The following is a 25,164-nucleotide window of genomic DNA, read 5'->3' on the forward strand; positions in this document are numbered from 1 at the left end:
CAACGCGGTCCCCCGGAGGTACCAACGGCGAAAGACGGGTAGTTACCCCCTAGGGCGCACGCGCTCGCGTCCAGAGACTTGGAGGATTGGGGGGAGGCGCCTTGCGTGAGGGGACGGGATCATGGCCGGTGACAGCCTCGAGGTCGACGTCCGCGAGCTGAACGGCGTGCTCGTCGTCCGGTTCAGCGGACGGCTCGACTGGGCGACGTACATGCGGGTGCAGGACGTGCTGCTCGACTGCGCCACCAAGGAGCTCGTCGGCGTGGTGGTGGAACTCGACGAACTGGTCGCCGAGTCGCCCGCGCTGCTCGTCGTGTTCGACGTCGTGTGGCTGTCCGCGGCACGCTGGCCCGGCATCTCGCTGAGCCTCGTCGTGAGCGACCACCGGCTGCGGTCCACGCTGGAGTCGCGCGGGCTGCCCCGGCACATCCCGATGCACACGACGACGTCGGCCGCGGTGACCGCCGTGGTGCGGCACAAGCACGAGGACAGGGTCGACGCGCCGCTGCCGACGTGCCGCTGCCTGCCGCACGTGGCCGAGCGGATCACCGAACGCGCCTGCGAGCGGTGGGGCATCCAGTCGATGCTCGACGTCGCGCCGCAGATCGCCGTCGAACTCGTGTCGCACATAGAGGACAACAGCCCTCTCTCGTTGCTGCTGCGCATGCGTGGCGACAAGTTGTCCGTTGCGGTGCGCACGACCGCACGCTTCGACCTCAGGCAGTGGCACATCATGAGGCGCAACATCGCGTCCATCGCCGTCTGCAACTTCACCATGGGCGAGACGCCGGCCGGAGGCGGGCGGCACATCATCTGGGCGTTGCTCGACGTGCCGGAGGACAGCCAACGGCCCCCGAGCTACCTCCCGGAGGTCGCCGTCTTCACCCACCAGGCTTAAGTCATCCGGGTCGTTCTACTGAGCGTGCATGGCCGCGATGCTGGTGCGACACGCCCGGACCACTTGGCGGTTCGCGGCGGTGTCCGGTGTGCCGGTGCCGCACCCCGGACACGAGAGGTGCGCCGTCGTCTCGTCCACGAACACCTCGAGAGGGCGCCGGCACGGACGGCACCAGCGGTGCCCGGTGAGCGGGACGACGTGGGCCGGAGAGGCCACGCAGAGGTGCAACCAGCAGCGATGCAGGCCGCACGTCACCCTGGCGTGGGGGTCGAGGCCGAGCTCCTCGGCAAGGTCCTCTGCGCTCAGCACCGCAGTGAGAGTCGTGTCCTCGGCCTCGGAGGAGGTCACCAGCCGCAAGTGGGCGCGTCGCCTCATAACCAAGAATATTGCGCCATCAACTTGTTGCCGCATACCCGGATTAATACCTGTTCAATCACAGCTTGCATTCGATTCCGCGCCGCACAGGACGACTTCACCCCGGGTCGCCGACGGCCTACGCTCGGATACCACCGGTGTAGAGGGGTGCCCTCATGGCGGATCCCGCGTACTTCCCTCCACCCCACTCCTCGCGCATCGGAATCAGCGACGTGGAGCAGTTGGAGGCGCAGACCCGTTCCCTGCGGGCCGTGGACTACCAGCACGGAGGCGGGGCGTGCCGTGACGCCGTCGTCGTGCGGATCTACTGGGCGCAGCAGCTGCTGGCGGCCGAGGCCTCCGACTCGGTGCGGGCGCGGCTGCTGTCCGCCGTCGCGGACCTGCACAACCTGGCCGGGTGGACGTCGTTCGACAGCGGCCAGGTCGGAGCGGCGTACCACCATTTCGACCGTGCGCTGGATTTCGCGCGTCACGACGAAGATCTGACGACCAACATTGTTTATCGACGTGGGCGCGTGCATCTTCATCACGGTGCACCGGGTGATGCGCTGGCGTATTTCCAGAGGGGCGCCTTCGCGCCGTTGGCGTCAAGCATCATGTACGTAAACGAGGCGTGGGCATACGCGCGTCAGGACCGTTCGGTGGAGGCGTTGCGTGCGCTGGGCAGGGCGCAGGACTCGTTCGCGTCGGCCGACCGGGCGCACGTGCCGGACTGGGCGCGGTTCCACGACGAGACCGACCTCACCGCGATGGCCGGTACCGTCCACGCGGAGCTCGGCGACACGCGGCTGGCGATCCCGGCGCTGGTGTCGGCGATCGCGGCCTGGGGGCCGGAGATGGCGCGCAGCGGGACGTTCTGCCTGATCTCGCTGGCCTCGTGCCACTTCCTCGACGGCGACCTCGACGAGGGGCGGACCGTCGGGATGCGGGCGGTGAGCGCGGCGGAGGAGCTGCGGTCGGAACGGGTGTGGGACCGGCTGCGGCCGATGCTGCGGGCGGCGGCCTCGCACGGGGTCGCCCTGCGCCGACCCGCCCGGCGTTGATCTTTGCAGAACCCGAACATTCGGCGGACCGTCCTCTGATCGTGGGCGGTCATCGTTCTGTGCCATGAACATTTCGCGAATCGGTGGGCTCGTGGCGGGGATGCTGCTGCTGGGCGCGGGGACCGCGTCGGCGCAGGAACCGATCACGATCAGCCCGGAGAAGGTGCAGCAGATCTGCTCGCAGCGGGTGCCGCGGGTGGAGGCGAAGGTCAAGGCCCTGACCGACAAGATCAACGGTGGTCCGGAGGTGCTGGGCTCGAAGAAGTGGATCGAGCAGAAGGCCGCCGACGCCCGCAAGGCCGGCAACACGGCGCGCGCGGACGTGCTGGACGCGCGGCTCAAGCTCCGCGACGCGCAGCTCGTGAAGCTGGCCAAGGCCGGCGAGCGGGTGGCGAAGTTCAAGACCGAGCACTGCGGGTCCAAGTGAGGTGGGTCGCCGCTCTCGTGCTGCTGGTGTCGCTGACGGCGTGCCGGAGCGAGGAGCCGTCACCGGACCTCGATGATGTGGAGTCGACGCTGAACAGCATCGAGTCGGATCTCAACCAGCCGGGGTGAACGCGTGGAACGTGGCCTGGTGCTCGTCGTGGAGGACGAACCGGCGATCGCCGAACTCGTCGCGCTGTACCTGCGGCGCGACGGCTTCGGCGTGCACCTGGAGTCCTCGGGGGACGCGGCACTGGCCGCGGTCCGCTCGCTCTCGCCGGTGGCGGTCGTGCTGGACGTCGGCCTGCCCGTGCTGAACGGCATCGAGGTGTGCCGCGCGATGCGCGCCGCCGGAGACTGGACGCCGGTGCTGTTCGTGACGGCCCGCGACGACGAGGTGGACCGCCTGCTCGGGTTGGAACTGGGCGCCGACGACTACATCACGAAGCCGTTCAGCCCACGCGAACTCGCGCTACGCGTCCGCACGGTCCTGCGCCGCTCCTCGGGTCCGGTGTCGGACGTTCTGCAGGTGGGTTCCGTACGGCTCGACGTGGGCGAACGGCGTGCTTTCGCCAATGGTACCGAGGTGGCCCTGACGTCAACGGAGTTCGGATTGCTCTCCTACCTGATGAAGAACCCGCGCCAGGTGTTCTCGCGAGAGCAGCTGTTGTCTGCCGTGTGGGGCTACTCCTCCGTGGCCGGTACACGGACCGTTGACGTCCACATCGCCCAGCTTCGCGCCAAGTTCGGTGCGTTCAGTCCGATCCGGACGGTGCGCGGCGTCGGCTACTCGGCGGACGCGCCGTGAACCTCACCGCCCGGATCGCGTTGGTGTGCCTCGGAGTCGCGTTCGTCGCCGTGCTCGTCGCCGGCTTCGTGTCGACCCGTCTCGTCCTGTCGACCTCGCAGCAGGTGAGCCGCGAGTTCCTGCGCTCCCAGGCCGACGTCGTGGCGGGCCAGATCTCGAACAACCGCGTCGAGCAGATCCTGGAGGGCCAGGACATCGCGATCGTCCGCATCACCGCCGCGGGCGACGTGACGGGCGACGACCGCGCCGCCGTCCGCGCGGTCCGGTCCGTCGACTACCGGTCCGTGCTGTCCGGATCCGCCGTGTCCGGGGTGAGCGGACTCCTGAACGTGGAGGCCCGCCCGTCGGGCACGGGCGGCTTCGCCCTGGTCCAGCAGACGGAGACGAGCGGCTCCTACCGCAAACTGGTCCGCAACATCGTCTTCGCCCTCGGGATCGGCCTCGTCGTGGCCGCCGTGGCGGGCTTCGCGCTGGGCTCGTTCCTGTCCCGCCCGATCCGCCGGGCCGCCTCCGTGGCCCACTCGATGAGCACGGGCCGCCGCGATCTCCGCGTGCCGATCTCGCGCACCTCCGAGCTCGCCGAGGTGGGCCACGCGGTCAACTCGCTCGCCGATGCGTTGCAGCGCAGCGAATCCCGCCAACGCGACTTCCTGCTCTCGGTCTCCCACGAGCTGCGCACGCCCCTGACCGCCGTCACGGGCTTCGCCGAGTCCCTGGCGGACGGCGTCGTCTCCGGCGACCAGGTCGCCCCGGTCGGCACCGTGATCCTGGACGAGGCCAGGCGCCTCGACCGGCTGGTCACCGACCTGCTCGACCTGGCCCGTCTCGGCGCCGACGACTTCCGCCTGGACATGGCACCGGTGGCCCTGGAACCGGTCGTCCGCTCGGCCGCCGAGGTGTGGCACGCCCGCTGCCACGCCCGCGGGGTCGCGTTCTCGCTGCAGGTGTCCGCTTCCCCGGTGGTGCACGCCGACGCACGGCGGTTGAGGCAGGTCATCGACGGCCTGATGGAGAACGCCCTGCGCGTCACCCCCGCCGGCCGCCCGGTCGTGCTCGCCCTGTCGTCGGTGCTGGAGGTGCGCGACGGCGGCCCCGGTCTGGCTCCCGAGGACTACGCCGTGGCGTTCGACCGCGGGGTGCTGCACGCGCGGTACCAGGACTCGCGGCCGGTCGGGACCGGCGTGGGGCTCGCGCTGGTGCACGGGCTGGTGACGCGGATGGGCGGGACGATCGTGGCGGGGCCCGCGGCGGAGGGCGGGGCGGCGTTCACCGTGACGCTGCGGCCGGGGCCTGAATAGCCGGGACGGCGCGCTCGGTCACTTCGACTGCGGCAGCTTGACCTTCTTCTTCGCCCCCGGCGCGGACGGCGGCGGCACCACGGGCCCGATGTCCCCGTCCGGCGCCTCGTCGAGGTCCACGATCACCGGCGCGTGGTCGCTCGGCCCGGTCCCCTTGCGCGCGTGCCGGTCGATCCACGCGGCCTTGGTCCGCGGCGCGACGGAGTCGGACGCGAGGACCAGGTCGATCCGCATGCCCAGGTCGCGGTGGAACATGCCGGCCCGGTAGTCCCAGTAGCTGAAGACCCGCTCGTCCGGCCACCGCTCGCGCACGACGTCGTGGAACCCCAACGCCTCAATGGCCTGCAACGCGGCACGTTCGGGTTCGGTGACGTGGGTGTGGCCGATGTACGCGGCCGGGTCGAACACGTCGGCGTCGGTCGGGGCGATGTTGATGTCGCCGCACACCAACGCGTCCGCAGGTCCCGCCTCCAGCACGTCGCGCAGGGCCGCGAGCCATTCGAGCTTGTACTTGTAGTGGTCCGAGTCGGGCTCACGGCCGTTGGGGACGTACAGCGAGTGGACGCGCACGCCGCCGCACGTCGCGGCGACAGCGCGTGCCTCCACGTGCGGAAAGCCCGGTGCACCGGCGATTCCGACAGCCACGTCGTCCAGGCCCACCCGGGACAGCAGGGCTACGCCGTTCCACTGGGTCTCACCGAACAGCGCGACCTCGTAGCCGCGGTCCGCGAGCTCGGAACCGAGCAGCGCGGTGAAGGCGTCGTCGGCCAGCTTGGTCTCCTGCAGGCAGACCACGTCCGGCCGCCGCTGGTCCAGCCACGGCAGGAGCCTCGGCACGCGCTGCTTGACGGAGTTCACGTTCCAGGTCGCCACTCGCACCCGTCCAACCGTAGTCACCGGGGCTCGAGCTCGCATCGAGGCGAACGCAGACCGCGTGCCGCCACCCACGCGACGACGGGCATCAGCACCAGGGACAACAGGCCCCACTGGAGGTTCGTGGCGCCCGCGACGGCGCCCACCACCGGTGAGCCCAGACCGCCGACGCTGACCGCGAGTCCCAGCGTGACGCCGCCGGCGGTGCCGAGCCGGTTCGGCAGGTAGTCCTGGCCGAGGGTGACGTGCAGCGAGAACGGCACGTACAGCGACACGGCCGTGAGCGCCACCATCACGTACACAGCGGGACCGGGCACTAACGCGACGCCCGCGACAGCGGGGATCGCGACCGCGTAGGACACCCGCAGCACGCGGACGCGTCCGAACCGCCCTGCCAGCACGCCTCCCAGCAACGTGCTCGCGGCACCGGCCCCGAACAGCACGACCAGCGCCGCCGCACCGGCCGCCGGACCACCGCCTACGCGCGAGGTCACCCAGAGCGCGAGGAACGTGCCGAGCCCGAACGTCACCACCGACCGCGCGATGATCACCACGGTCAGCCTGCTGAACTGACCCCAGTCGTCGGTGCCGGCCCGCGCCCCGGCCGCGCTCCCGGCGCTGTGCACCCCGCGCAGCGCCACCATCGTGCACACGCCTCCCACCAGCGCGGGGGCGGCGAGCAGCGGACTCCACGCGAGCCCGCCGAACGCCAGCACCGGCGTCACGAGCACCGGCCCCAGCGCGAACCCGACGTTGCCCCCGACCGAGAACCAGCTCATGCCGACGTGGCTGTCCCGGGCGACGCGGCGCGCCAGGCGAGCCGCCTCCGGGTGGTAGGCGGCGACGCCGAGGCCGGACAGCGCGATCGCGAGCCACGTCAGCACGTACGAGTCGCTCAGCCCGGCGAGCCCGACGCCCACCCCCGCGAGCGTCATGCCCAGCGGCACCAGCCACGGCATCGGCCGCCGGTCCGTCAGCCACCCGAACAACGGCTGCACGACCGACGACAGCAGCGTCGCGGCGACCGTGACGCCGGCGACCGCGAGGTAGCCGTACCCCCGTTCCAGCACGAGGAAGGGCACGAGGGCCGGCACCGCGCCCTGGTACAGGTCGTCGACGGCGTGCCCGGCGACCAGGACCGCCATCCGCCCGCGAGAGTGCTCCACGTCTTGATCGTGGCCCCGCCGCCGCAGTCGCGATTCCGATATTCTGACGATGTATGTCGAATTCACGCCACCTGCCCGCGGCCCCGACCACGAGCCGCGACCTGGCCGCCGCCGACGGAGTCAGCGCGCACTGGCACGACGAGCACCAGATCGTCTACGCCAGTCGCGGCGTCGTGGCCGTGCACACGGAGGCGTCACGCTGGATCGCCCCCGCGCACCGTGCGTTGTGGATCCCGTCCGGCGCCGTGCACTCGCATCGCGCGTACGGCGTCACACGGCTGCACTTCCTCGGACTCACCCAGAACCCGTTGAAGCTCCACGAGCCGACGGCGCTCGCAGTTTCCCCTCTACTGCGTGAGCTGCTGATCGCCTACACGGAGCTCGACGACCGAGAAACCCCTGCGGGCAAACGAATGCGCTCGGTCCTGCTGGACCAGCTCACCACCGCGTCCGAACGGCCGGTGCGCGTCCCCGCCGCCCACGACCCCAGGCTCGCGGCGGTGTGCGCGGTGCTCGAGACCGACCCCTCGGACGCACGCGGTCTCGAAGCGCTGGGCCGCGCCGCCGGCGCCAGCGGCAGGACGCTGACCAGGCTGTTCCGCGACGAGATGGGCATGACGTTCCCCCAGTGGCGCACGCAGCTGCGGCTCTACCACGCCCTGCGCCTGCTCGCGGAGGGCCAGTCCGTCACGAGCGTGGCCCTGCGGTGCGGGTTCGCCACCGCCAGCGCGTTCATCGACGTGTTCCGCCGCTCGCTCGGCCACACCCCCGGCTCGTACCTCTAGAACACCGAGAACACCTCCTCAGCGCGGTCCCGCCGCACGAACATCTGCCACGCGACGTCCGCGATGGCGTCGGGGTCGAGCGTCCGCACCTCCCCGAACCGGCCGGGGTCCGCCCGCACGGCCCGGTGGATGTCGCCGCGTTCGACGAGACCGCCGATGGTCAGCGTGCCCGCGTACACGCCCTTCTCGGCGAGCGCCGCGTGGAGCGTCACCGCGTAGTTCCTCAGCGCCGCACCGGAAAGCGCCAGCGCGCCGAGCATCGGCATCGGCCGCACCGCGCTCAGCCCACCGGCGAACAGCAGGCCGCCACCGCGTTCGACCACCCCCGGCAGCACGTGCTGGACGACGTCGACAGCCGGGTAGAGCCAGTCCAGGGCGGCACGCGCGTCCGCGGACGTCGTCGCCGTGATCTCCTCCGGCGCCTCGCTCAGATCCGTGGCGCCAGGCCCGTGGTACACGACGTCGACCGGCCCGATCGAGTCCAAAGTGGACAGCAGACGCGTCCGGTCGCGCACGTCCACCGCGAACGCCTCGGCCTTCACCCCCGCTCCGGCCAGTTCCGCCAGATAACCCTCGTGCCTGGCCGCACCTCGGGAGACCAGTGCGACGTCATACCCCTCACGTCCGAACCGGTGCGCGATCGACATGCCGAGCCCAGGACCGACCCCGAGCACAACCACCTTGCGAGACATGGATTCCACCCTCCGAACGCTAATTCGAGGCAACCCTCGACTTACGCCCGCCGACGCTACCACAGAAATCGAGGGAACCCTCGACTTAATCCCCGAGTAGGATCCCGCGCATGGTCACCGCGTCGAGGCCCCTGCGTGCGGACGCGGCACGCAACCGGGACAAGCTGCTGGCAGCGGCCGCGGAACTGTTCGCGGAACGCGGCCTCGACGTGCCCCTGGAACACATCGCCCGGCGCGCGGAAGTCAGCATCGGCACGCTGTACAAGCACTTCCCGACCCGCGACGACTTCGTGGCGCAGATCTTCCCGCAGCGCCTGGCCGCACTGGACGTCATCGGCGAGAAGGCCCTGGCCGAACCGGACCCGTGGCAGGCCTTCGCCGGCTACCTGGAAGACCTCTACGCCTTGCAGGCCGAGGACCGGGGCCTGAACGACGTGCTCGTCCGCGACCTGCCGAACGCCCCCGAGGTGGTCTCCGCCTGCCACCGCGGCGCGGGCCACGCGGGCACCCTGATCGACCGCGCCCTGGCGGCCGGCGTGCTGCGCGCCGACTACTCGATCGCCGACCTGGCCACGCTCACCAGGGCGATGGCCCAGGTCATCCGCGACTCCCCCGACGAGTGGCGGCGCTTCCTGTCGATCTACGTCGAGGGCCTGCGCGCGTAGCGGTTCAATCGACGAGCTTGACGTCCATTCGCACCCGACTTTGATGACGTCGTTCTCGGCGGTGGCGGGAAGAACGACGGAACCCTTTCCACCGCAATTGCGGAAAACAGCACTCATCGAACACGAAGTCGGCTGACAAGGACCGTCCCAGTCCGACGAACGCGACCCGACGCCGATCTCCTTCAGCACGTTGACCCCCGTCAGCGTGTGCACGGCCAAGATGGCCAGAACGCCACCGACCGTGCCGATGATGACGTTCCATTTCTTGTATTCCGGCTGGCTGTCGGAATCCGGGACATAGGTGGGGCCCCGGACATGTCCAGTCCAGGGCCCCGTTTGTCCGCCCATTTGCGCACACCAGCGACGTTTAAGAGGCCGGATCAGTCCTTAGGTCGCCGCGCTCTTCCGTTGAGCTACGGCCGCATGGCAGAGCGGCCAACGGGATTCGAACCCGTACCTCGGCGAGTCTTGTCCGGTCTCGGTAGATCTGGCGTTCGGCGGTGATGCTGAACCTGGAGCGAGAGTCTGAGCTTGATCCCGGCCTGCCTCTGCCTGCTTGGGCTATCCCGGCGAGTGGTGCCGGGAGAGGGATTCGAACCCCCACTGGTGACCGAGTGGTTCAGGCTGACGTTCAGCTTCAGCTTTCACGCTCCCGCGTCGGGGAGCGCATCCCCCGCGCTCCAGCGGGGGAATCCGTGACGCCTACCGGAACAGGTAGGCGAAGAGGACACCACCGACGCGCTGGTCGGTGATCTCCATGTTGTTGGCTTCCTCCCGGGCGAACTTCACCGCGTGCTGCAGCTTCTCCACGCGGTCGACGAGCTCGTTGACCCGCCGGGCCGGCAGCGCACCGGAGAACTTCACGGTGTTCCAGTAGCCCACCGGGATGTCCTCGTAGTACACCTCGACCTGCGCCGGGTGCTTCTCCGTGGCCTCGGCCTTGACGTGGTTGCGCGGCACCTTCTTGGTGCGGATCGTCCGGACCTGCTCGGTGCGCCAGTAGTCGGCGGACTCGTCGAAGCTCCAGTCCTCGGCCGCGTCCAGCAGCGGCAGCTTCTTCACGAAGGTGTGCAGGTCGGTGAGCTGCTTCTCGAGGAACAGCAGGTACGACACGGGCACGTCGCGCAGCAACGTCTCCCCGTCCACCACCACGTCGGCCTTCGCGACGCAGTTCGCCCAGTCCTTGGTCGCCGTGACGTCGAAGAGCCGGGTCATCACGGCCGCGGTCTTGCGCAGCACGTCCTCGGCCTTGATCTGCACGCGCGTGGACTCCGGCGGCAGCACCTCGCCGTCCTCGTCCTTCGGCTGGTAGGTCCGGGAGATCCCCGCCAGCAGCGCGGGCTTCTGCAAGCCGTGGTGCGCGTCGGTGAGGTCCCGGAGCGTGCCCCCCTTGACGCTCTTCTCCACCGCGATGATCTGGTTCAGCTTCGTCATGCCGCACCCCCTTTGGTTTCGGGGCACAGTACTCAGCGGGAAGCCGCGCCCGCATGCGATTTGTTCAGTTCGCGCGCACGTCTTCGAAGAGGGCTGCGATCTCGGCCGTAACCCAGCAACGGCGCTCTCACCATGGCATGGCCGTGGTTCCTCGCCCGTGGAGTGCTCGCACAACGAGTGATCGTGTGGGGCAGGTGGGGCTCGAACCCACGACCTGACGGATTATGAGTCCGCTGCTCTGACCAGCTGAGCTACTGCCCCCTCGCAACCTGCGGACCCCCGATCCGCTGACGCTGCGTGGTGGAGGATACCGATCACCCCGAACGGCCCTTGCGCACCCCCGTGGCGAGCGACACATAGGCTGGACACGTGCGTCTGATCCTCCGCGACTTCACCCCGGCGGACGAACCCGAGGTGCTGGCGCTGTTCGCCGACTGCGACGACTGGTTCCAGGCCGCCACCGGCCACCCGTCCGGCCCCGGTGACGTGCAGAGCCTCTTCTACGCGTTGCCGGAGGGGGCCGCGTTCGAGCAGAAGCGCCTGCTGGTGGCGCGGGCCGAGGGCATGATCGGGTTCGTCGACCTCGTGCTGGACCACCCCGCCGTGGGGGAAGCGAGCGTCCGGTTCTTCCTGGTGCCTCGGGACCTGCGGCGGTGGGGCATCGGCCGGGAGATGGCGAAGGCGCTCACCGAACGCTTCCCCGAGGTGCGGCGGGTGCACGTGGCGCTCGACGACTTCAAGCCCGGTAACGCGTTCCTGAAGGCGATGGGCTTCGCGCTCAACGGTCAGCGGGCGGTGCTGGAGGTCGCGCCGAGGTCCGACGGCCGGTAGCCGCGGGGGTAGCCCGGGTAGGTGCGGTTGCGGGTGTTCGTGAGCTTCAGCTCGGGACGCACCGGCATGCGGCGTACCACGAAAGCCCTCAACCGCAACGCTTGGCGACCAAGAGCACCCACCCACGACGGTGGGGCCGTGAAGCCGAACGCGCGCACCATCGCCGGGTCCAGCATCGAGATCACCGCCCGTGCTACCGCCGGTCGCGTCCAAGACGGGTACCACGAGCAGAACAGGTCGAGCGTGTATTGGCCGATGCGGCGGTTCGACGGCGCGAACACGAAGTGCTCCCGCTCGTAGGCCGTCTTGAAGGCCAGGAACTCGTCGTAGTCCGCCGGGATCTCACGGATGCCCATGCGGGCGCCGACCGCGCGGTAGAAGTGGAAGCCCGCCAGCCGTTCGTTGTGCGTCAGCGGGCGCCAGCCGTGCTGCGAAAGCCACTCGATCGGGTCGTAGATGAACGTCGACAGCACGTAGAGCATGTCGTCGTTCGAGATGTCGTAACGGCCGTGCTGGCGGTTGACCACGCGCAGCGCCTCACGCCCGCGCGGGGAGTCGTAGCCGTGCTCCACGAGCTCGGCCATCAGGACCGCCGTGTCGTCGTAGCGCTTCTGCGGCCGCCGTTCGAACTCGCCGGTGCGTTCGAGCAGGCCCGAGATCGTCGGCACGCAGTACGTGCGGAACAGGGCCATCTCCAGCGACTTCTGGTAGTCCCACGGGAACTCCAGGCCGGCGGAGATCCGCAGGATCTCCTCGTGGTCTCGGACCGGGTCCAGCGCGGAGATGCGGCGGAGGTTCGCGAAGCGGTCGGCCATGCGTCCCAACCTGACCCACGCCCGCGCGAACCGGAAGACCCCAGATGGTGGACGAAGGACCCGAACAAGCAAAAGACCCCAGTCCGTGGACTAGGGTCTGAGCGGTGGCTCCCCCAACTGGACTCGAACCAGTAACCCTGCGATTAACAGTCGCATGCTCTGCCAATTGAGCTATGGGGGAATGTTCTGTTGTTCTGCTCTGTCAGGCTTGGTTCCTCCTGACAGTGGGTAACTCTACATGAGCCTCAAAAGGGGTTTCGCAAGCACCCCCCACTTTGCGGCAAAACAGCCTCTGACCAGGCACGATGCGAGAGGAGACGCCACATGAAGGGCATCTTGGTCGGTGCGGCGATCGGCTACGTGCTCGGCGCGAAGGCCGGACGGGCGCGTTACGACCAGATCGTGCGCCTCTGGAACCGCTTCACCGCGAACCCGACGGTGCGCAAGACGGCGGCCCAGGCGAAGGACAAGGCGTTCGAAGCGGCGGTTCAGGCCAAGGACCTGGCGGCCGACGCCGCAGGTAAGGCAGCGGATGCCGCGGGAAAGGCGGCGGAGAAGGCGCCGTGGCGCCACCAGGAGGAGACGAACGGCAAGGCCTTCACCCCTCCGGCGACGCCGCGGGCGTGACAGTCCTCACACCTGCGCCACCGCGAAGATCCGCCTGAAAGGGAACCAAGTGGTGCCGTCGGCTCGCTGCGGGTACGCCTCGCGCAGCCGCGGCGCCAGTTCCGCCACGTAGGCCTCCCAGTCCGTTGAGGACAGAGCCGCGCGCACGGGCCGCAGAGCCGTGCCGCTCACCCATTCGAGCACCGGGTCCGGACCGGACAGCCGCTGCACGTACGTCGTCTCCCAGACGTCCACCGAGGAGCAGTCGCCGAGCAGGTCCGCGTACTCCACGGGCTGCAGAACCGGCTTCTCGGCACGGAAGACGTGCTCCAACGCCGCTCCGGCCACCTCCCGGATCAGCCGGTGCGAGGGGTCCGCGTAGTTGCCGGGCACCTGGAACGCGAGCCACGCGCCGGACGGCAGCACCGAAGCCCAGGAAGACACGATCGAGGGATGTGACGGAACCCACTGCAGCACCGCGTTGGACACCACGACGTCGGTGTTCGGCAACGGTTTCCAGGTGGTCACGTCGTCCACCCGAGCGTCCACGCCGGCCTCACGAGCCGCTTCGACCATCTCCGGCGACGAGTCGAACGCCTCGACTGCGGCCGAGGGCCACCGCTGCGACAACGACAGCGTCAGGTTGCCGGGTCCGCAGCCCACGTCCACCACACGACGGGGTTCGGCGGCTCGCACACGCCCGACCAGCTCGTAGAACGGCCTCGCCCGGTGATCGGCGAAGGCCAGGTACTGCGCCGGATCCCACATGCCAACTAACAGTACACGCGTACTGCTAGCCCGCAAGCTTCGCGGCGAACGCCGAAACGGCCTCGCGCACCGCGCCCAGGTCCACGCCCGCGTCGCCGCGCGCCTGCCACACGACACCGTCCTGACCGGGGATCTTGCGCTGCAGGATCCACACGCCGGGCGACTCGACGCGCTCGCGGTGCCGGATCGACCCCTCGACGCGCTGGCTGATCGCGCGCAGCACGCGCCTCGGGTCCTCGAGCGCGAACCGATGCGCGGGAAGGTCTTCGAGCAGCACGACGGGACCTTCGGCGGAGGCCTCGGACGCCTCCACCACCCGCAGCGCGCCCTCCCACTTCACCTTGCTGATCAGGTGCCAGCCGATGCGCCGCGGCGACTCCCCCGGCACCCACAGCCCGAGCGACGTCACGACGAGGTGCCCGCCGCCCGTCACCGGCGCGTGCCCGATCACGGTCTCCTCGCGCTCCAGCGAGCCGGTGAACCCGTCCGGCGCACCGTTGCCGAACAACCGCCGCAACAACCCCACTACAGCACTCCAGCGCTCTGCTGCAGGAGCGCCTTGCGGTACTCCTCCAGGGCCACCAGGTCGCCCCACAGCGCCCGGTACTCGTCGGCGTCCTTGATCGGCGACAGCCGGCGCAGCCGCGACTTCACGTCCTCGACCTGCTTGCCGACCTGCACCTCCTGCAGGCGCGCGATCACCATCGACACGTAGCGGAACTCGTCGTTCTGCTTGACGGCCAACGGTTCCACCGCGAGCTCGGTCAGCACCGACCGCACCGAGGCGTGCTGGCACGCCTGCGAGATCGCGTCCAGGTACGCCGTGCCCGCGAGGCCGCAGGCCGCACCGCCCGCGTCCCGGATGGCCCGGTGCAGCGCCACGTACGCCGGGTCGGTGAACGCTTCGTCCGGCAGCGAGTCGTACAGCGGCCCCGCGTACTCGGGCAGCCGCAGCGCGATCTTGAGCACCTCGCGTTCGAAGATCAGCTTCGGGTCGCGCGGGTTCGGCCGGGCCGGGCCGTCGACCTCCACGCCGAGCGCCATCTGGTTCGGGTCGACGCGCGCGGCGGGCACCACGGGCGCCTTGCCACCGGCGGTCTGGCGCACCCGGCGCACGACCATCGCCTCGTCGTCCCAGCCGACCCACCACGCCAGACGCGTCGCGTAACCGTCGCGCTTGGCCCTGTCCTTGATCTGCGCGACGAACGGCACCATCTTCTTGAGCGCCTCGACGCGCCCGTCGACCGAGTCGAGGTCGTACGCCTTGAGCTGGGCCTTGATCGCGAACTCGATCAGCGGGATGCGCCGCGCCACCAGGTCGCGCACCGCCACGTCGCCCTTTGCCTGCCGCAGCTCGCACGGGTCCATGCCGTCCGGCGCGACCGCGATGTAGGTCTGCGCGGAGAACTGCTGCTCCCCCTCGAACGCCTTCAGCGCGGCCTTCTGGCCCGCCTCGTCGCCGTCGAAGGTGAAGATGACCTCGCCGTTCACGTCGTCGTCGATCAGCAGCCTGCGCAGCACGTTCATGTGGTCGGTGCCGAACGCCGTGCCGCAGGACGCGACGGCCGTCGGCACGCCCGCGAGGTGCATCGCCATCACGTCGGTGTAGCCCTCGACGATGACGGCCTGCTTGCGCTTGGCGATCTCGCGCTTGGCCTGGTCGAGCCCGAACAGCACCTGCGACTTCTTGTAGATCATCGACTCGCTGGTGTTCAGGTACTTCGCCTGGATCGGGTCGTCGTCGAAGATCCGCCGGGCGCCGAACCCGACGACCTCGCCGCCGATGTCCTTGATCGGCCACAGCAGTCGCCGGTGGAACCGGTCGATCGGGCCCTGGCGGCCCTCCTTGGTGAGCTGCGCCTTGATCAGCTCCTGCAGCTCGAACCCACGTCCGAGCAGGTGCTTCGTGAGCTTGTCCCAGCCGCCGGGCGCGTACCCGCAGCCGAACTGGCGCGCGGCGGCCTCGTCGAAGCCGCGCTCGGCCAGGAACTCCCGCGCGGGCTGCGCCTCCGGCGTCTTGAGCTGCTCGGCGTACCACTCGGCGGCGGCCTTGTGGGCCTCGATGAGCCTGCTGCGGGTGCCTCGATCGCGCTGGACCGTGTTGCCGCCGCCCTCGTAGACGAGCTGGATGCCGGCCCGGTCCGCGAGCCGCTCGACGGCCTCCACGAACGACAGGTGCTCGACCTTCATCACGAAGGCGATCACGTCGCCGCCCTCGCCGCAGCCGAAGCAGTGGAACGTGCCGTGCGACGGACGCACGTTGAACGACGGCGTCTTCTCGTCGTGGAAGGGGCACAACCCCTTGAGGGCGCCTCCACCGGCCCGCTTCAGCGAAACCTGGTCACCGACGACCTCGTCGATCCGGCTGCGCTCACGCACCAACGCGATGTCGCTCTCCCTGATGCGTCCTGCCACGTCCCCGAGTCTAATCCCCTGGCAAACTGCCGACCGTGACCACCGCCGACGTCTTCGCCCTGCACCGGACGCACCTGATCGGCGTCGCGTACCGCCTGACCGGCAGCTTCGCCGACGCCGAGGACGCCGTGCAGGAGGCGTGGCCCCGGTTCGCGAAGGCCGAGGGGATCCAGGACGCGCGGGGCTGGCTCACGACCGTGGTGAGCCGCATCTGCCTCGACAGGCTGCGCTCCGCCGCCGTGCGCCGCGAGACGTACGTGGGTTCGTGGCTGCCGGAGCCGCTGCTCACGACCGGTGAGGACGACCCGCTGGCGAGCGTGGTGCAGGCCGACGGCGTCCGGATGGCCGCGCTGGTGGTGCTCGACCGGCTCACGCCCGACCAGCGCGTCGCGTTCGTGCTGCACGACGCGTTCTCGTTGCCGTTCAACGAGATCGCCGACGTGTTGCAGGTCTCGGAAGCCGCGGCGCGCAAGCACGCGTCCCGGGCCCGCAAGGCCGTCGCGGACGCCGAGCCGCCGCCCCGCGCGGCGCTGGCCGAGCAGCAGGAGGTGCTGGAGAAGTTCCTGCGCGCCATGGCGAGCGGGGACATCGACCGCGTGCTGGAACTGCTGCACCCGGACGCGGTGATGATCGGCGACGGCGGCGGCAAGGTCCGCACCGCGGTCAACACGGTCTCCGGCGCGGACAAGGTCGCCCGCTTCTTCCTCGGCCTCATGCGCAAGTACGGCTACCCGGAGGAGCACCGGCCGGCCTTCGTCAACGGCGACATCGGCGTGCTCATGCCCGCGTACGGCGAGGTGACGGCACGCGTGACGGCGTTCACGGTGCACGACGGCAAGGTGACCGCGATCTACGACATCGCGAACCCGGAGAAGCTCGCGCACGTGGCGTTCTGACGGTCACCACCGCATGCGCAGCAGCTTCCCGACGTCGCGGAGCTTCGGGATCGCGCTGACGATCTTCATCTGGATCTGACCGGACCTGGGCAACGCCTCCAGGTGCGGCAGATCCACGCTGCGCCACGCGTCCACAGTGGTCAGTCCGGGGTGCAGCGCCTCGACCTCGCGCGGGTCGTCGACGCCCCAGTGCAGCGTCGCGCCCGCGTTGCGCACGGCGGGCACGAGCTTCTGCAGCTTGATCCCCCACGACCCGTAGACGTCGAACAGCAGCTCACCGCCGTCGAACCGGCTGGTGATCCGGCGGATCAACGCGTGCCCCTCGGCCTGCGTGAGGTACATCGACAGGCCCTCGAACACCGCGACGACCGGTCCGCCGGCGGGCACCTCGTGCAGCCACGCGTCCTCGGTCACCGACGACGCCACAAGCCGGTAGTCGCCTTGGGGTTCGGGCAAGAGCTTGTGCCGCAACGCGACGACGTCCGGCATGTCGACGTCGACCCACCGCACGGTGTCCGGCCGTTCGACGCGGTGCGCGCGCGTGTCGAGGCCGCAGGCCAGGTGCAGCACGGTGCACGACGGGTGGCGCCCGAGGAAGTCGCGCGTCCAGTCGTCGAGCACCCTGCCGCGGATGGCGACGCCGACCGCCGTGGTCGTGGTCATCCCGGTCTTGCCGAAGTCGTAGTCGATGCGGTCGACGGCGCGTCTGGCCTCGTCGTCGTGCAACACGGACGTGGGCCGCTCGCTGTCGAGGGCCCGTCCGTACAGCGTGGCGAGCATGGTCTCCTGCGCACCCGTGAGTGCGATCTTCTCCACACGCCCTAGTTTGTCGGCACCCGGCAGGCGTCGCCAGAGGTGAAACCCTGGTCCTTGATGTCGAACGCGCTGTTGAACCGGGCCCGCTGGTTCTCCAGCGCGATCTGGTAGGTCAGCGCGACGAGTTCCTTGCGCCCCAGCAGCTCCTCAAGCTCCGCGACCTGCCCGTCGGTGACGGCGACCGGCGTCTCCGTCATCGCGTCGGCGTAGGCGAGCGCCTTGCGTTCGAGGCCGGTGAACAGCGGCGAGGTCTCGTACGAGTCGATGTGCTTGAGCCGCTCGACGTCGAGCCTGCCGTGCTTCATCAGCATGGCGCCGAAGTCGACGCACCACGAGCACCCGAGCCGCACGGCCGTCCGGTAGACGCACAGCTCGAACAACGGCCCGTGGACCGCCTTCTTGACCGCCAGCTCGTGGCGGCTGCTCGCCATCAGCAGCTTGGGGTGGTGCGCCATCACCGTGACGGGCTCCGGCACCGCCCCGAACTCGCGCCGCGCGAACCAGTACACGGCCCTGAGCAGCAGGCCCGCGTCCTTCTTGGCAACTCCGTTGATCCTCGTCATGTCCTGTGGACGAGGCAGCCCGCCGGAACGTGACACCTTTGGGTGACTGGGGCGCGAGCCGGTCCACCCATAGGGTCCCTGCATGAGCAACGACTTCGTGCTGGACATCGACCACGAGTCGGCCGGCCTGCTCGCGGGAACACTGCTGGCAGGCGACTCGTGTGCGGTCCCGGTGCGGCACCAGAACGTCAAACTGCTGCTGTGCGCGCTGCCGGGCGAGGACGGGATGCGGCTCTTCCTGCGCCGCAACACACCCTAGGGCCGCCCTAGCGGTCGTACACCGCCACGTACTCCATGAGCACGTCACGCGACCGTTCGTTGTCGAGCGCGACGGCGTGCATGCGCTGGAAGATCTGCACGGCCCGTTCCACGGTCGCGGCGTCGCTGGCGAGCGTGAAGTTCGCGAGGTAGACCAGCGGCGGCTCGTGTTCGTACTGGATGAGCGCGTAGTCGAGCCCGACCGCCGCCGCCCCGCCCGCGCTGGCCGGCACGATCCGGATCGACGGCGCGTGGAACAGCAGGTGCAGGACCTGGTCCTCCATCAGGCGGTCGCCGCCGACGACGGTGCGCAGCGCGTACTCGTGGATGAAGAACACGCACTGCGGCAGCACGCCGTCGGGCTGCAGTTCGGGCGCCGGCGCGAACCCCAGCGCTCTGGCCAGCGCCTTCGCGTAGCACTCGGTCCTGAGCAGGACGGGAATGGTGACGCCGCTGAAGCAGGTGATTCGCGTGGCGCCCGCCGCGGCGAGCACGACGAGTTGTTCGCCGGCACCGTGCTGGGTCATGCGCAGAACGGTAAGCCCATGATCATGATCTCGCCGCGCGAAACGCTCGCCCGACAGGGCGTCACGCGGTCACGGACGGGCGACCTGCGCGAGGAAGTAGATGGCCTTGGAGCGGGCGTGCCGGACGGCGAGCAGGAACGGCCGGTCGACGTGCACGACCTCGCTCACGAACAGGGGGCTCCGGCGAGAGCCCGCTGAGATCGGCGTCCGGCGAGAACATCGTGCCCATCCCTACCTGTTCGAGCGCCTCCCGCAGCTCGAACTTCTCCCGGACGTCCACTTTGGGCAGTGACAGCGCGACGGCGGTGCTGCCGGGCACGTCGAACGCGGCCGGGTGCGGCTGGTCCAGCGGCCCGTCCGGCAGCAGCACCAGCACCTCCACCCCGGACTTCGCCGGCAGCACGACCGTCTGCCAGCCCCCGGTCCTGGCGTAGCCGAGTTCGGCCGTCACCGTCATGGTCGGCACCTCGACGTCACCGCCGGGGGACGTGGAAGTGGCCGCCGGCCGCCTCCGTCACGTCGGCGCCGACCTGCTCGCGCACGGTTCTGGAATCGGCGGAATCCGCCGTCCGGACCGAGGCCGCCAACGAGAAGGTGGGGTTCAGCGACAGGCCGTCGTCGGCCCACAGCGCGTTCGCGACGGCCGGGTCCCCGACGTCGAGCGCGTTCGAGCCGTCGAAACCACTGCTCAGCAGGCCGGGCTGCTCACGCGAACGCGGTCTGGTCGGTCACGGACGGGCGACCTGCGCGAGGAAGTAGATCGCGCCCGACCGCGCGTGCCGCACCGCGAGCAGGAACGGCCGGTCCACGGTCACCACGACCGGGTCCACCGGGATCTCGATCGACACCGTCCGGAACGTGACGGCGGTGGCCGCGGCTCCTTCGAGGCCCTCCTCGTCGAGGCGCAGCACGGCCTCGTGCACCACGTCGTCCACGAACATCCGCTCGTCCGGGGAGAGGCCGGAGAAGTCGGCGTCGCGCGCGAACATGCGCTCGACTCCCAGCTGCCGCAACGTGTTCTTCAGGTTGAACTTCGCCCGTACGTCCACTTTGGGCAGTGAGAGCTCGAGCCGGGTGAGGTCCCGGGCGGTGAACGCGGAGGCGGGCAGCGGCTGGTCCAGCGACTCGTCCGGCAGCAGGACCACGGTCTCGACGCCCGAGTCCGCGGGCAGCACGATCGTCTGCCAGCCGTCGTGGCGGGCGTAGCGGAACTTCTCCGTCACCTTCATCGTCGGCACGTCCACGTCGCCGCCGGGCGCGTGGAACGGTTTCTCGGCGGTGTCCCAGACGGCGAACGGGTTCAGCCAGCCGACCTTGAGGTACAGGGCGTTGACGATGATCGCGGCGGCGTCGGCGGGCGGTGCGTCGGCGAGCAGTTCGGGGATGAGGCCGCGGGTGGTCTCGGCGACGTCGGTGTTGACGAGCTTGCGCACCGTCGCGGGGTCGGAGAACGCCGTGCGGCGCACCGAACCGGCGAGCGAGAAGCCCGGGTCGAGCGTCAGGTCGTCGTCGGCCCACAACGTGTTCGCGACGGCCAGTTCGGGCACGTCCAGCGCGTCCGAGGCGTCGAAGCCGTTCAGCAGGCCGTCGAGTTCCGCGCGGGTCTCGCCGCGGGCGGCCTCGTGGGTCAGTGCGAGCGCGCTCGCCACCGAGAACGGCGACCAGCACGCGTTCGTGGACGGATCAGGTACGGCGACGCGGTGCAGGGTCAGGGCGAAGTCGGCCTGATCGGTCACAAGAGCTCCCTCGACTGGTCGGCCATCGCCCTCGAAGCTACGCCGATGCGCGGTGCCAGGCCACGGCCTGCGCGTCGGTGAGCAGCGCGACCTGGTCGATCACGACGCGAAGCCTTGCGGCATAAGAGGAAGCGGCCTCGAACACCGGGCGGAACGCCGGGTCGAGCAGCTCCGGGCGCTCCAGCAGGCGGCCGACGAGGCTCGTGATCAGGTCGCGCTGGTCGGCCTGCATGGCGAGGCGCGCCGGGTCGCTCATGACGTACCGGACGGCCATCGCCTTGAGCAGCGCCACCTCCGCCGCGACCTGCCGCGGGACCTCCAGCGACGCGTTGTACCTCGTCAGCGCGCCGTCACCGTGCACGGCACGGGTCGCGGTGACGGCCGCCGAGGCGAAGCGGCCGACCAGTTCGCTGGTGAGGTTCTTCAACGCCACCTGGGCGCCGAGCGAGCCGTCGTACTCGTGGCCGGTCCAGTACCCGATCACCGGGAGGTCCAGCAGTTCCTCGGCGGTGGCCTCCAGCGTCGCGACGGACTCGTCGGAGAACGTCTTCGCGGCCAGCGACGCGATGGCGGCGCGTTCGTCGGCACTGGCCAGCGCGCCGAGGTTGATGCGGTGGGCCAGGACGCCGTCCTCGACGTCGTGCACGGAGTACGCCACGTCGTCGGACCAGTCCATCACCTGCGCCTCGATGCACCTCTCCCGTTCCGGCGCGCCCGAACGCATCCACTCGAACACGTCGAGGTCGTCGTCGTACACGCCGAACTTCACCATGCCCGGCGTGCGCTTCCACGGGTACTTCGTCGACGCGTCGAGCACCGCGCGCGTGAGGTTCAGGCCGTGCGCCGTCTTGGGCTCCAACCGCGCGAGGATGCGGAACGTCTGCGCGTTGCCCTCGAAGCCACCGCACGGGCCGGCGAGCTCGTTGAGCGCCCTCTCGCCGTTGTGCCCGAACGGCGGATGCCCGATGTCGTGCGCGAGGCCGGCCGTGTCGACGATGTCCGGGTCGCAGCCCAGCTCCTCGCCGATGCCGCGGCCGATCTGCGCGACCTCCAGCGAGTGCGTCAGGCGCGTGCGCGGCACACCGGTGACCTCGGAGCCCTCACCGGGACCGACGACCTGGGTCTTGCCCGCCAGCCTGCGCAACGCCGCGGAGTGCAGCACGCGGGCCCGGTCGCGGGAGAACGGCGTGCGCTCCTCGATGCGGGCACCCGGCAGCGCGGCGCTCTTGGGCTCTTCGGAGAGCAGTCGCTCCGCGTCGTGACCGGTGTATCCCATCACCCGATTTTAGGGAGTTTCAGCTCGTCGAACACGCCGGCGTGCGCCTTCATCAAGCGGTAGTAGAGCAACGCTCCGGTTTCGCGCTTGATGTAGAACCACTGCGTTTCGCGCGTCTGCACGTTCGGGCCGCTCCTGGTCGGCGACGTCCACGCCCGCAGACCGGCGTCCTCGGCCATGGTGCGGGCGCGCAGCGAGTGCCACGGGTCGCTGACGATCACGGCGGTCTTCAGGTTCCGCTCCTGCGCGACCGACGCGACGGCCCGCAGCGAGCCGAGCGTGTCCGCGCCCTCGCCGACCTGCAGCACCCTGTCCTCGGGCACACCGCGCTTGACCAGCCAGAGCTTGCCGACCTGGCCCTCGGTGAAGTTGTCGCCGGGCTGGCGGCCGCCGGTCGTCGCGATGTAGCCGACGACACCCTCCTGGTAGAGGCCGAGCGCGTGCTCCAGGCGGGCCGCGAGCACGTCGGACGGGACGCCGTTGTACTGCGCGGCGCCGAGCACGATGGCCATGTCGGCCTTCGTCCAGTCGTCCACGCGCGCGACCTGCCACACGCGGAACGCCGTGCCGCCGCCCACGAGCACGCCGACGACCAGCGCCCCGAAGACGAGACGCAACACGATCCGGCGAATCCTGGCGAGTGGTCTGAGGGGCGTGGTCCGCACACCGTGCATGCTCCCAGACCGCGCGCCTGTCGCGTTGACGCCCCTGCGAGGATCAAGGTCATGCCTGCTGAGCAGCCCACCATCCTCGCGACCTCCGGGGGATTGCGCCCTGGGCACCGCACCCTCGTCGAGTTCGACAAGCTGATCCACTTCGCTCTGGACCTGTCCGGCGTGGACGGCCGCACACCGCGCCTGTGCCACGTCGGCACCGCCGGGGGCGACCAGCGGGCGATGAACGCGAACATGACCGAGGCGGGCAGGGTCGCGGGCGTCGACGTGTCGGTGCTGAACCTGTTCACGATGCCGCCGACCGACGACCTGGAGGACTACGTGCTCTCGCACGACGTCATCTGGGTGGGCGGCGGATCGGTGGCGAACCTGCTCGCGGTCTGGGAGGTGCACGGTCTCGGCGCCGTCTTCCGCAAGGCGTGGGAGGCGGGCGTGGTGCTCAGCGGTGTGTCGGCGGGCTCGATCTGCTGGCACGCGGGCGGCGCGACGGACTCGTTCGGCCCGGACCTCCGCATCGTCACGAACGGGCTGGGCTTCCTGCCCCACGGCAACGGCGTGCACTACGACTCCGAGGAGCAGCGCCGCCCGAAGATCCACGAGGCCGTGGCCGCCGGGGTGCTGCCGAAGACGTACTGCACCGACGACGGCGCCGGCCTGCTCTACCGCGGCACCGAACTCGTCGAGGCGGTGACGGAACGCGCGGGGGCGGGCGCACACGTCGTGGTCAGGGACGATTCTTCAGCAACCGCACAGGAGGAAACGCTCGACACCAGAGTCCTGTGACGCGGACCTTGGAAGTGTGCGTTGGACCCTGATCGTCCTCCTCGTGGTGGCGGTGTTCGCCATCCCCGACGCATCGCCGTGCCTCGCGCACGGCAAGCGCTCAGCTGATATATCGCGCGGCCCCGATGTGCTGGACACCGGCGACGCCGATATATCGCATACCGGTTCCGACACGTCGGAGACAGCCTCGCCGTCCGCGATATCCGATATATCAGCGGCTGATACATCGGATATCGCGGCTGCCGGTGGCTCGTCCGACGTCGGCCTCGCGATCCTCGACCTCCAGACCGGCCAGGTGGTCTCGCAGCAGGGCGACAAGCCGTTCTACTCGGCGTCGCTGTCGAAGCTGATCCTCGCCGTCGACGCGTTGCGGCAACAGCCGTCCGACGAGGACAAGGACCTCATCCGCCGCGCCCTGAGCGCGAGCGACGACAACGCCATGGACGTGCTGTGGACCCGGTTCGACGGCATGGGCGCCATCGGCCGCGTCGCCGCCGAAGCAGGCCTTACAGGTACTCACGCCCCTGACGACCCGTCACAGTGGGGAGAGGTCGTCATCACCGCGAACGACATGGTGCGCCTTTACGACCACATCCTCGCCTCGCCGGAACGCGACGAGGTCGTCGCGATGCTGTCGTCCGCCACCGCGACCGCCGCCGACGGCTTCGACCAGGCGTTCGGCCTGCTCGGCGTCACCGGCGCGTACGCCAAGCAGGGCTGGATGTACTACCTGCCGAGCGACGTCTACCTGCACAGCGCGGGCGTGGTCGACGACCGCTACGCCGTCGCCGTCCTCACGACGAGTCCGACCGGCAACTGGACCACGGCGAGGGAGTCGATCAACGCCGTCACGACGGCCGCCCTCGCGAAGCTGCGCGCCACGACCGGTCCCACTCGCCCGTGAACTCGCGGACCACGAGGTTCGCTCCCACGAGCAGCACGATCGCCCCGAAGACCAGCGCCCCGAACAACATCCCGGAGGAACCGCCGATGGAGGCGAGCTTGGCCGCCGCGTACCCGGCGGCGGCGGGAACGACGATGTACACGCCGACGTTGCGCCGCCGCGCCGAGTAGACGTCCTCCACCCGCACCAGCGACAACCCGAGCACCACCGGCGTCAACGTCACCACCAGCCCGAACACCTCGAGCAGCGCCCACTGCGACGGCGACACGAGCGCCAGCACCACCACAGCGACCGACAGCACGGCACCCGCGACGACGAGCAGCGTTCCCAACGCCCTGATCCGCGGCACGCCGGCGGGCGTCGCCGAGTCCGGCACGAGCGGCCCGAACTCGCCGACGACGAACCGGTGCACGGCGAGACTGCTCCGCAGTGCGAGCACCAGCGCGATCACCACCGGCGCCGCGAGCACCAGCACCACCCCCAGCGCGAACGCGCCGGGCTCCCCCACCGGCTCGACCCCGGACGCGAACCAGTAGAAGGGGAAGAAGAGCGCCAGCGCCGTCCCTTCGAGCACCACGAACACGTGCCGCACCCGAGCAGCCGCCGCGGCGTCGGCGACCCGCGCCGCCACCAGCCCACCCGCCAGCACGCACAGGCACACCAACCCGCCACTCGCCGCCGTGGCCACGAGCACGGACGAGTTCCCCGTCTCGGCCACCGCGGCGGCGACCACCACCCACGTCAGCAGACCGAAGCCCACCACCGCCTGCGCCACCCCGCGCCTGCGGAACCGCTCCCCCGTCACACCCTCCAACACGCGCGAACGCGCCGGAACG

30 protein-coding genes, 2 tRNA genes and 1 pseudogene are annotated in these 25,164 nt (G+C 70.0%); 14 read left to right on the plus strand and 19 right to left on the minus strand.

Going from position 1 to position 25,164, the window contains the following annotated elements; all coding sequences use genetic code 11:
* Window positions 1-121: 121 nt before the first annotated feature.
* On the plus strand, window positions 122-898 hold the full coding sequence (locus ND450_RS23420; protein ID WP_253320866.1) for a hypothetical protein: 777 nt from the start codon (window positions 122-124) through the stop codon (window positions 896-898).
* Between the two features lie 15 nt (window positions 899-913).
* Here the strand turns inward: ND450_RS23420 and ND450_RS23425 are convergent, their stop codons facing one another.
* Window positions 914-1,207, minus strand: coding sequence for a hypothetical protein (locus tag ND450_RS23425; protein WP_253320867.1), 294 nt, complete (start codon window positions 1,205-1,207; stop codon window positions 914-916).
* Between the two features lie 221 nt (window positions 1,208-1,428).
* Between ND450_RS23425 and ND450_RS23430 the strand changes: the two genes are divergently transcribed.
* From ND450_RS23430 to ND450_RS23445, 5 genes are all read left to right on the plus strand, one after another.
* Window positions 1,429-2,316, plus strand: coding sequence for a hypothetical protein (locus tag ND450_RS23430; protein ID WP_253320868.1), 888 nt, complete (start codon window positions 1,429-1,431; stop codon window positions 2,314-2,316).
* Window positions 2,317-2,380: 64 nt separating this feature from the next.
* Window positions 2,381-2,743, plus strand: coding sequence for a hypothetical protein (locus tag ND450_RS23435; protein ID WP_253320869.1), 363 nt, complete (start codon window positions 2,381-2,383; stop codon window positions 2,741-2,743).
* Window positions 2,740-2,871, plus strand: coding sequence for a hypothetical protein (locus tag ND450_RS45745; RefSeq protein ID WP_256557243.1), 132 nt, complete (start codon window positions 2,740-2,742; stop codon window positions 2,869-2,871). The genes ND450_RS23435 and ND450_RS45745 overlap by 4 nt, the downstream gene beginning before the upstream one ends.
* Before the next feature lie 4 nt (window positions 2,872-2,875).
* Entirely contained in the window at window positions 2,876-3,547 is a 672-nt protein-coding gene (locus tag ND450_RS23440; protein WP_253320870.1) for a response regulator transcription factor, read from the plus strand.
* Entirely contained in the window at window positions 3,544-4,845 is a 1,302-nt protein-coding gene (locus ND450_RS23445; RefSeq protein ID WP_253320871.1) for a HAMP domain-containing sensor histidine kinase, read from the plus strand. The genes ND450_RS23440 and ND450_RS23445 overlap by 4 nt, the downstream gene beginning before the upstream one ends.
* Before the next feature lie 18 nt (window positions 4,846-4,863).
* Here the strand turns inward: ND450_RS23445 and ND450_RS23450 are convergent, their stop codons facing one another.
* Entirely contained in the window at window positions 4,864-5,760 is an 897-nt protein-coding gene (locus ND450_RS23450; RefSeq protein WP_253320872.1) for an exodeoxyribonuclease III, read from the minus strand.
* A complete protein-coding gene (locus ND450_RS23455; protein WP_253320873.1) occupies window positions 5,739-6,884 on the minus strand; it encodes an MFS transporter in 1,146 nt (381 codons plus the stop codon). The genes ND450_RS23450 and ND450_RS23455 overlap by 22 nt, the downstream gene beginning before the upstream one ends.
* A 53-nt stretch (window positions 6,885-6,937) precedes the next feature.
* Here ND450_RS23455 and ND450_RS23460 point away from each other — a divergent pair, with 53 nt between their 5' ends.
* The gene (locus ND450_RS23460; protein WP_253320874.1) at window positions 6,938-7,669 is read left to right on the plus strand and encodes a helix-turn-helix transcriptional regulator; all 732 of its coding nucleotides are present in this window, start codon (window positions 6,938-6,940) and stop codon (window positions 7,667-7,669) included.
* Here ND450_RS23460 and ND450_RS23465 read toward each other — a convergent pair.
* Window positions 7,666-8,361, minus strand: coding sequence for an SDR family oxidoreductase (locus tag ND450_RS23465; protein WP_253320875.1), 696 nt, complete (start codon window positions 8,359-8,361; stop codon window positions 7,666-7,668). The genes ND450_RS23460 and ND450_RS23465 overlap by 4 nt on opposite strands.
* Before the next feature lie 110 nt (window positions 8,362-8,471).
* Between ND450_RS23465 and ND450_RS23470 the strand changes: the two genes are divergently transcribed.
* Window positions 8,472-9,026 carry a TetR/AcrR family transcriptional regulator gene (locus ND450_RS23470; protein ID WP_253320876.1) on the plus strand — a complete coding sequence of 185 codons (555 nt, stop codon included), beginning with the start codon at window positions 8,472-8,474 and terminating at the stop codon, window positions 9,024-9,026.
* A 702-nt stretch (window positions 9,027-9,728) separates the two neighbouring features.
* Here the strand turns inward: ND450_RS23470 and ND450_RS23475 are convergent.
* Both ND450_RS23475 and ND450_RS23480 read right to left on the minus strand, forming a co-directional pair.
* On the minus strand, window positions 9,729-10,460 hold the full coding sequence (locus tag ND450_RS23475) for a hypothetical protein (RefSeq protein WP_089922354.1): 732 nt from the start codon (window positions 10,458-10,460) through the stop codon (window positions 9,729-9,731).
* 186 nt (window positions 10,461-10,646) lie between these two features.
* Window positions 10,647-10,721 (minus strand) — tRNA-Ile (locus tag ND450_RS23480).
* A 108-nt stretch (window positions 10,722-10,829) separates the two neighbouring features.
* Between ND450_RS23480 and ND450_RS23485 the strand changes: the two genes are divergently transcribed.
* Window positions 10,830-11,291, plus strand: coding sequence for a GNAT family N-acetyltransferase (locus ND450_RS23485; RefSeq protein ID WP_253320877.1), 462 nt, complete (start codon window positions 10,830-10,832; stop codon window positions 11,289-11,291).
* On the opposite strand, the gene ND450_RS23490 is transcribed toward ND450_RS23485, so the two are convergent.
* Together ND450_RS23490 and ND450_RS23495 are read right to left on the minus strand one after the other, a co-directional pair.
* Window positions 11,246-12,106, minus strand: a complete 861-nt coding sequence (locus ND450_RS23490; protein WP_253320878.1) for an oxygenase MpaB family protein — start codon at window positions 12,104-12,106, stop codon at window positions 11,246-11,248. The two genes, ND450_RS23485 and ND450_RS23490, sit on opposite strands and share 46 nt — an antisense overlap.
* 105 nt (window positions 12,107-12,211) lie before the next feature.
* Window positions 12,212-12,287: transfer RNA gene (locus ND450_RS23495), tRNA-Asn, on the minus strand.
* Between the two features lie 143 nt (window positions 12,288-12,430).
* Between ND450_RS23495 and ND450_RS23500 the strand changes: the two genes are divergently transcribed.
* Entirely contained in the window at window positions 12,431-12,733 is a 303-nt protein-coding gene (locus ND450_RS23500) for a hypothetical protein (RefSeq protein WP_089922350.1), read from the plus strand.
* Window positions 12,734-12,739: 6 nt separating this feature from the next.
* On the opposite strand, the gene ND450_RS23505 is transcribed toward ND450_RS23500, so the two are convergent.
* The 3 genes from ND450_RS23505 to dnaG are packed head-to-tail and all read right to left on the minus strand — an operon-like array spanning window position 12,740 to window position 15,895.
* Window positions 12,740-13,480: a trans-aconitate 2-methyltransferase gene (locus ND450_RS23505; protein ID WP_253320879.1), complete on the minus strand. Its 741-nt coding sequence runs from the start codon at window positions 13,478-13,480 to the stop codon at window positions 12,740-12,742.
* Window positions 13,481-13,505: 25 nt separating this feature from the next.
* Window positions 13,506-14,006 (minus strand): hypothetical protein, encoded by a 501-nt coding sequence (locus tag ND450_RS23510; protein WP_253320880.1) that lies wholly within the window; start codon window positions 14,004-14,006, stop codon window positions 13,506-13,508.
* The gene (dnaG, locus tag ND450_RS23515) at window positions 14,006-15,895 is read right to left on the minus strand and encodes a DNA primase (RefSeq protein WP_253320881.1); all 1,890 of its coding nucleotides are present in this window, start codon (window positions 15,893-15,895) and stop codon (window positions 14,006-14,008) included. Before dnaG ends, ND450_RS23510 begins: the two co-directional genes overlap by 1 nt.
* Window positions 15,896-15,930: 35 nt before the next feature.
* On the opposite strand from dnaG, the gene ND450_RS23520 reads away from it, so the two are divergent.
* Complete coding sequence (locus tag ND450_RS23520; protein ID WP_253320882.1) at window positions 15,931-16,791, plus strand: sigma-70 family RNA polymerase sigma factor; 861 nt, start codon at window positions 15,931-15,933, stop codon at window positions 16,789-16,791.
* Window positions 16,792-16,794: 3 nt separating this feature from the next.
* On the opposite strand, the gene ND450_RS23525 is transcribed toward ND450_RS23520, so the two are convergent.
* Complete coding sequence (locus ND450_RS23525; protein WP_253320883.1) at window positions 16,795-17,607, minus strand: class I SAM-dependent methyltransferase; 813 nt, start codon at window positions 17,605-17,607, stop codon at window positions 16,795-16,797.
* 5 nt (window positions 17,608-17,612) lie between these two features.
* The gene (locus tag ND450_RS23530) at window positions 17,613-18,170 is read right to left on the minus strand and encodes a carboxymuconolactone decarboxylase family protein (protein WP_253320884.1); all 558 of its coding nucleotides are present in this window, start codon (window positions 18,168-18,170) and stop codon (window positions 17,613-17,615) included.
* A gap of 82 nt (window positions 18,171-18,252) precedes the next feature.
* Here ND450_RS23530 and ND450_RS23535 point away from each other — a divergent pair, with 82 nt between their 5' ends.
* On the plus strand, window positions 18,253-18,429 hold the full coding sequence (locus ND450_RS23535) for a hypothetical protein (protein WP_157512840.1): 177 nt from the start codon (window positions 18,253-18,255) through the stop codon (window positions 18,427-18,429).
* A 7-nt stretch (window positions 18,430-18,436) separates the two neighbouring features.
* Here the strand turns inward: ND450_RS23535 and ND450_RS23540 are convergent, their stop codons facing one another.
* The 5 genes and pseudogenes from ND450_RS23540 to ND450_RS23560 form a co-directional block, all read right to left on the minus strand.
* The gene (locus ND450_RS23540; RefSeq protein ID WP_089922345.1) at window positions 18,437-18,955 is read right to left on the minus strand and encodes a Scr1 family TA system antitoxin-like transcriptional regulator; all 519 of its coding nucleotides are present in this window, start codon (window positions 18,953-18,955) and stop codon (window positions 18,437-18,439) included.
* Between the two features lie 61 nt (window positions 18,956-19,016).
* A pseudogene (locus ND450_RS23545) lies at window positions 19,017-19,424 on the minus strand (serpin family protein); the annotation flags it as partial.
* A gap of 259 nt (window positions 19,425-19,683) precedes the next feature.
* On the minus strand, window positions 19,684-20,691 hold the full coding sequence (locus tag ND450_RS23550) for a serpin family protein (RefSeq protein WP_253320886.1): 1,008 nt from the start codon (window positions 20,689-20,691) through the stop codon (window positions 19,684-19,686).
* A gap of 37 nt (window positions 20,692-20,728) precedes the next feature.
* A complete protein-coding gene (locus tag ND450_RS23555; protein ID WP_253320887.1) occupies window positions 20,729-21,967 on the minus strand; it encodes a deoxyguanosinetriphosphate triphosphohydrolase in 1,239 nt (412 codons plus the stop codon).
* Complete coding sequence (locus ND450_RS23560; protein ID WP_089922341.1) at window positions 21,967-22,641, minus strand: YdcF family protein; 675 nt, start codon at window positions 22,639-22,641, stop codon at window positions 21,967-21,969. Before ND450_RS23560 ends, ND450_RS23555 begins: the two co-directional genes overlap by 1 nt.
* A gap of 51 nt (window positions 22,642-22,692) precedes the next feature.
* Here ND450_RS23560 and ND450_RS23565 point away from each other — a divergent pair, with 51 nt between their 5' ends.
* Window positions 22,693-23,424 carry a peptidase E gene (locus ND450_RS23565; RefSeq protein ID WP_253320888.1) on the plus strand — a complete coding sequence of 244 codons (732 nt, stop codon included), beginning with the start codon at window positions 22,693-22,695 and terminating at the stop codon, window positions 23,422-23,424.
* 16 nt (window positions 23,425-23,440) lie between these two features.
* Window positions 23,441-24,328 carry a serine hydrolase gene (locus ND450_RS23570; protein ID WP_253320889.1) on the plus strand — a complete coding sequence of 296 codons (888 nt, stop codon included), beginning with the start codon at window positions 23,441-23,443 and terminating at the stop codon, window positions 24,326-24,328.
* On the opposite strand, the gene ND450_RS23575 is transcribed toward ND450_RS23570, so the two are convergent.
* Window positions 24,273-25,145, minus strand: coding sequence for a hypothetical protein (locus tag ND450_RS23575; protein WP_253320890.1), 873 nt, complete (start codon window positions 25,143-25,145; stop codon window positions 24,273-24,275). The two genes, ND450_RS23570 and ND450_RS23575, sit on opposite strands and share 56 nt — an antisense overlap.
* Window positions 25,146-25,164: the final 19 nt, after the last annotated feature.

The organism is Lentzea sp. HUAS12, from assembly GCF_024125735.1.
Taxonomy (GTDB): Bacteria; Actinomycetota; Actinomycetes; order Mycobacteriales; family Pseudonocardiaceae; genus Lentzea; species Lentzea albida.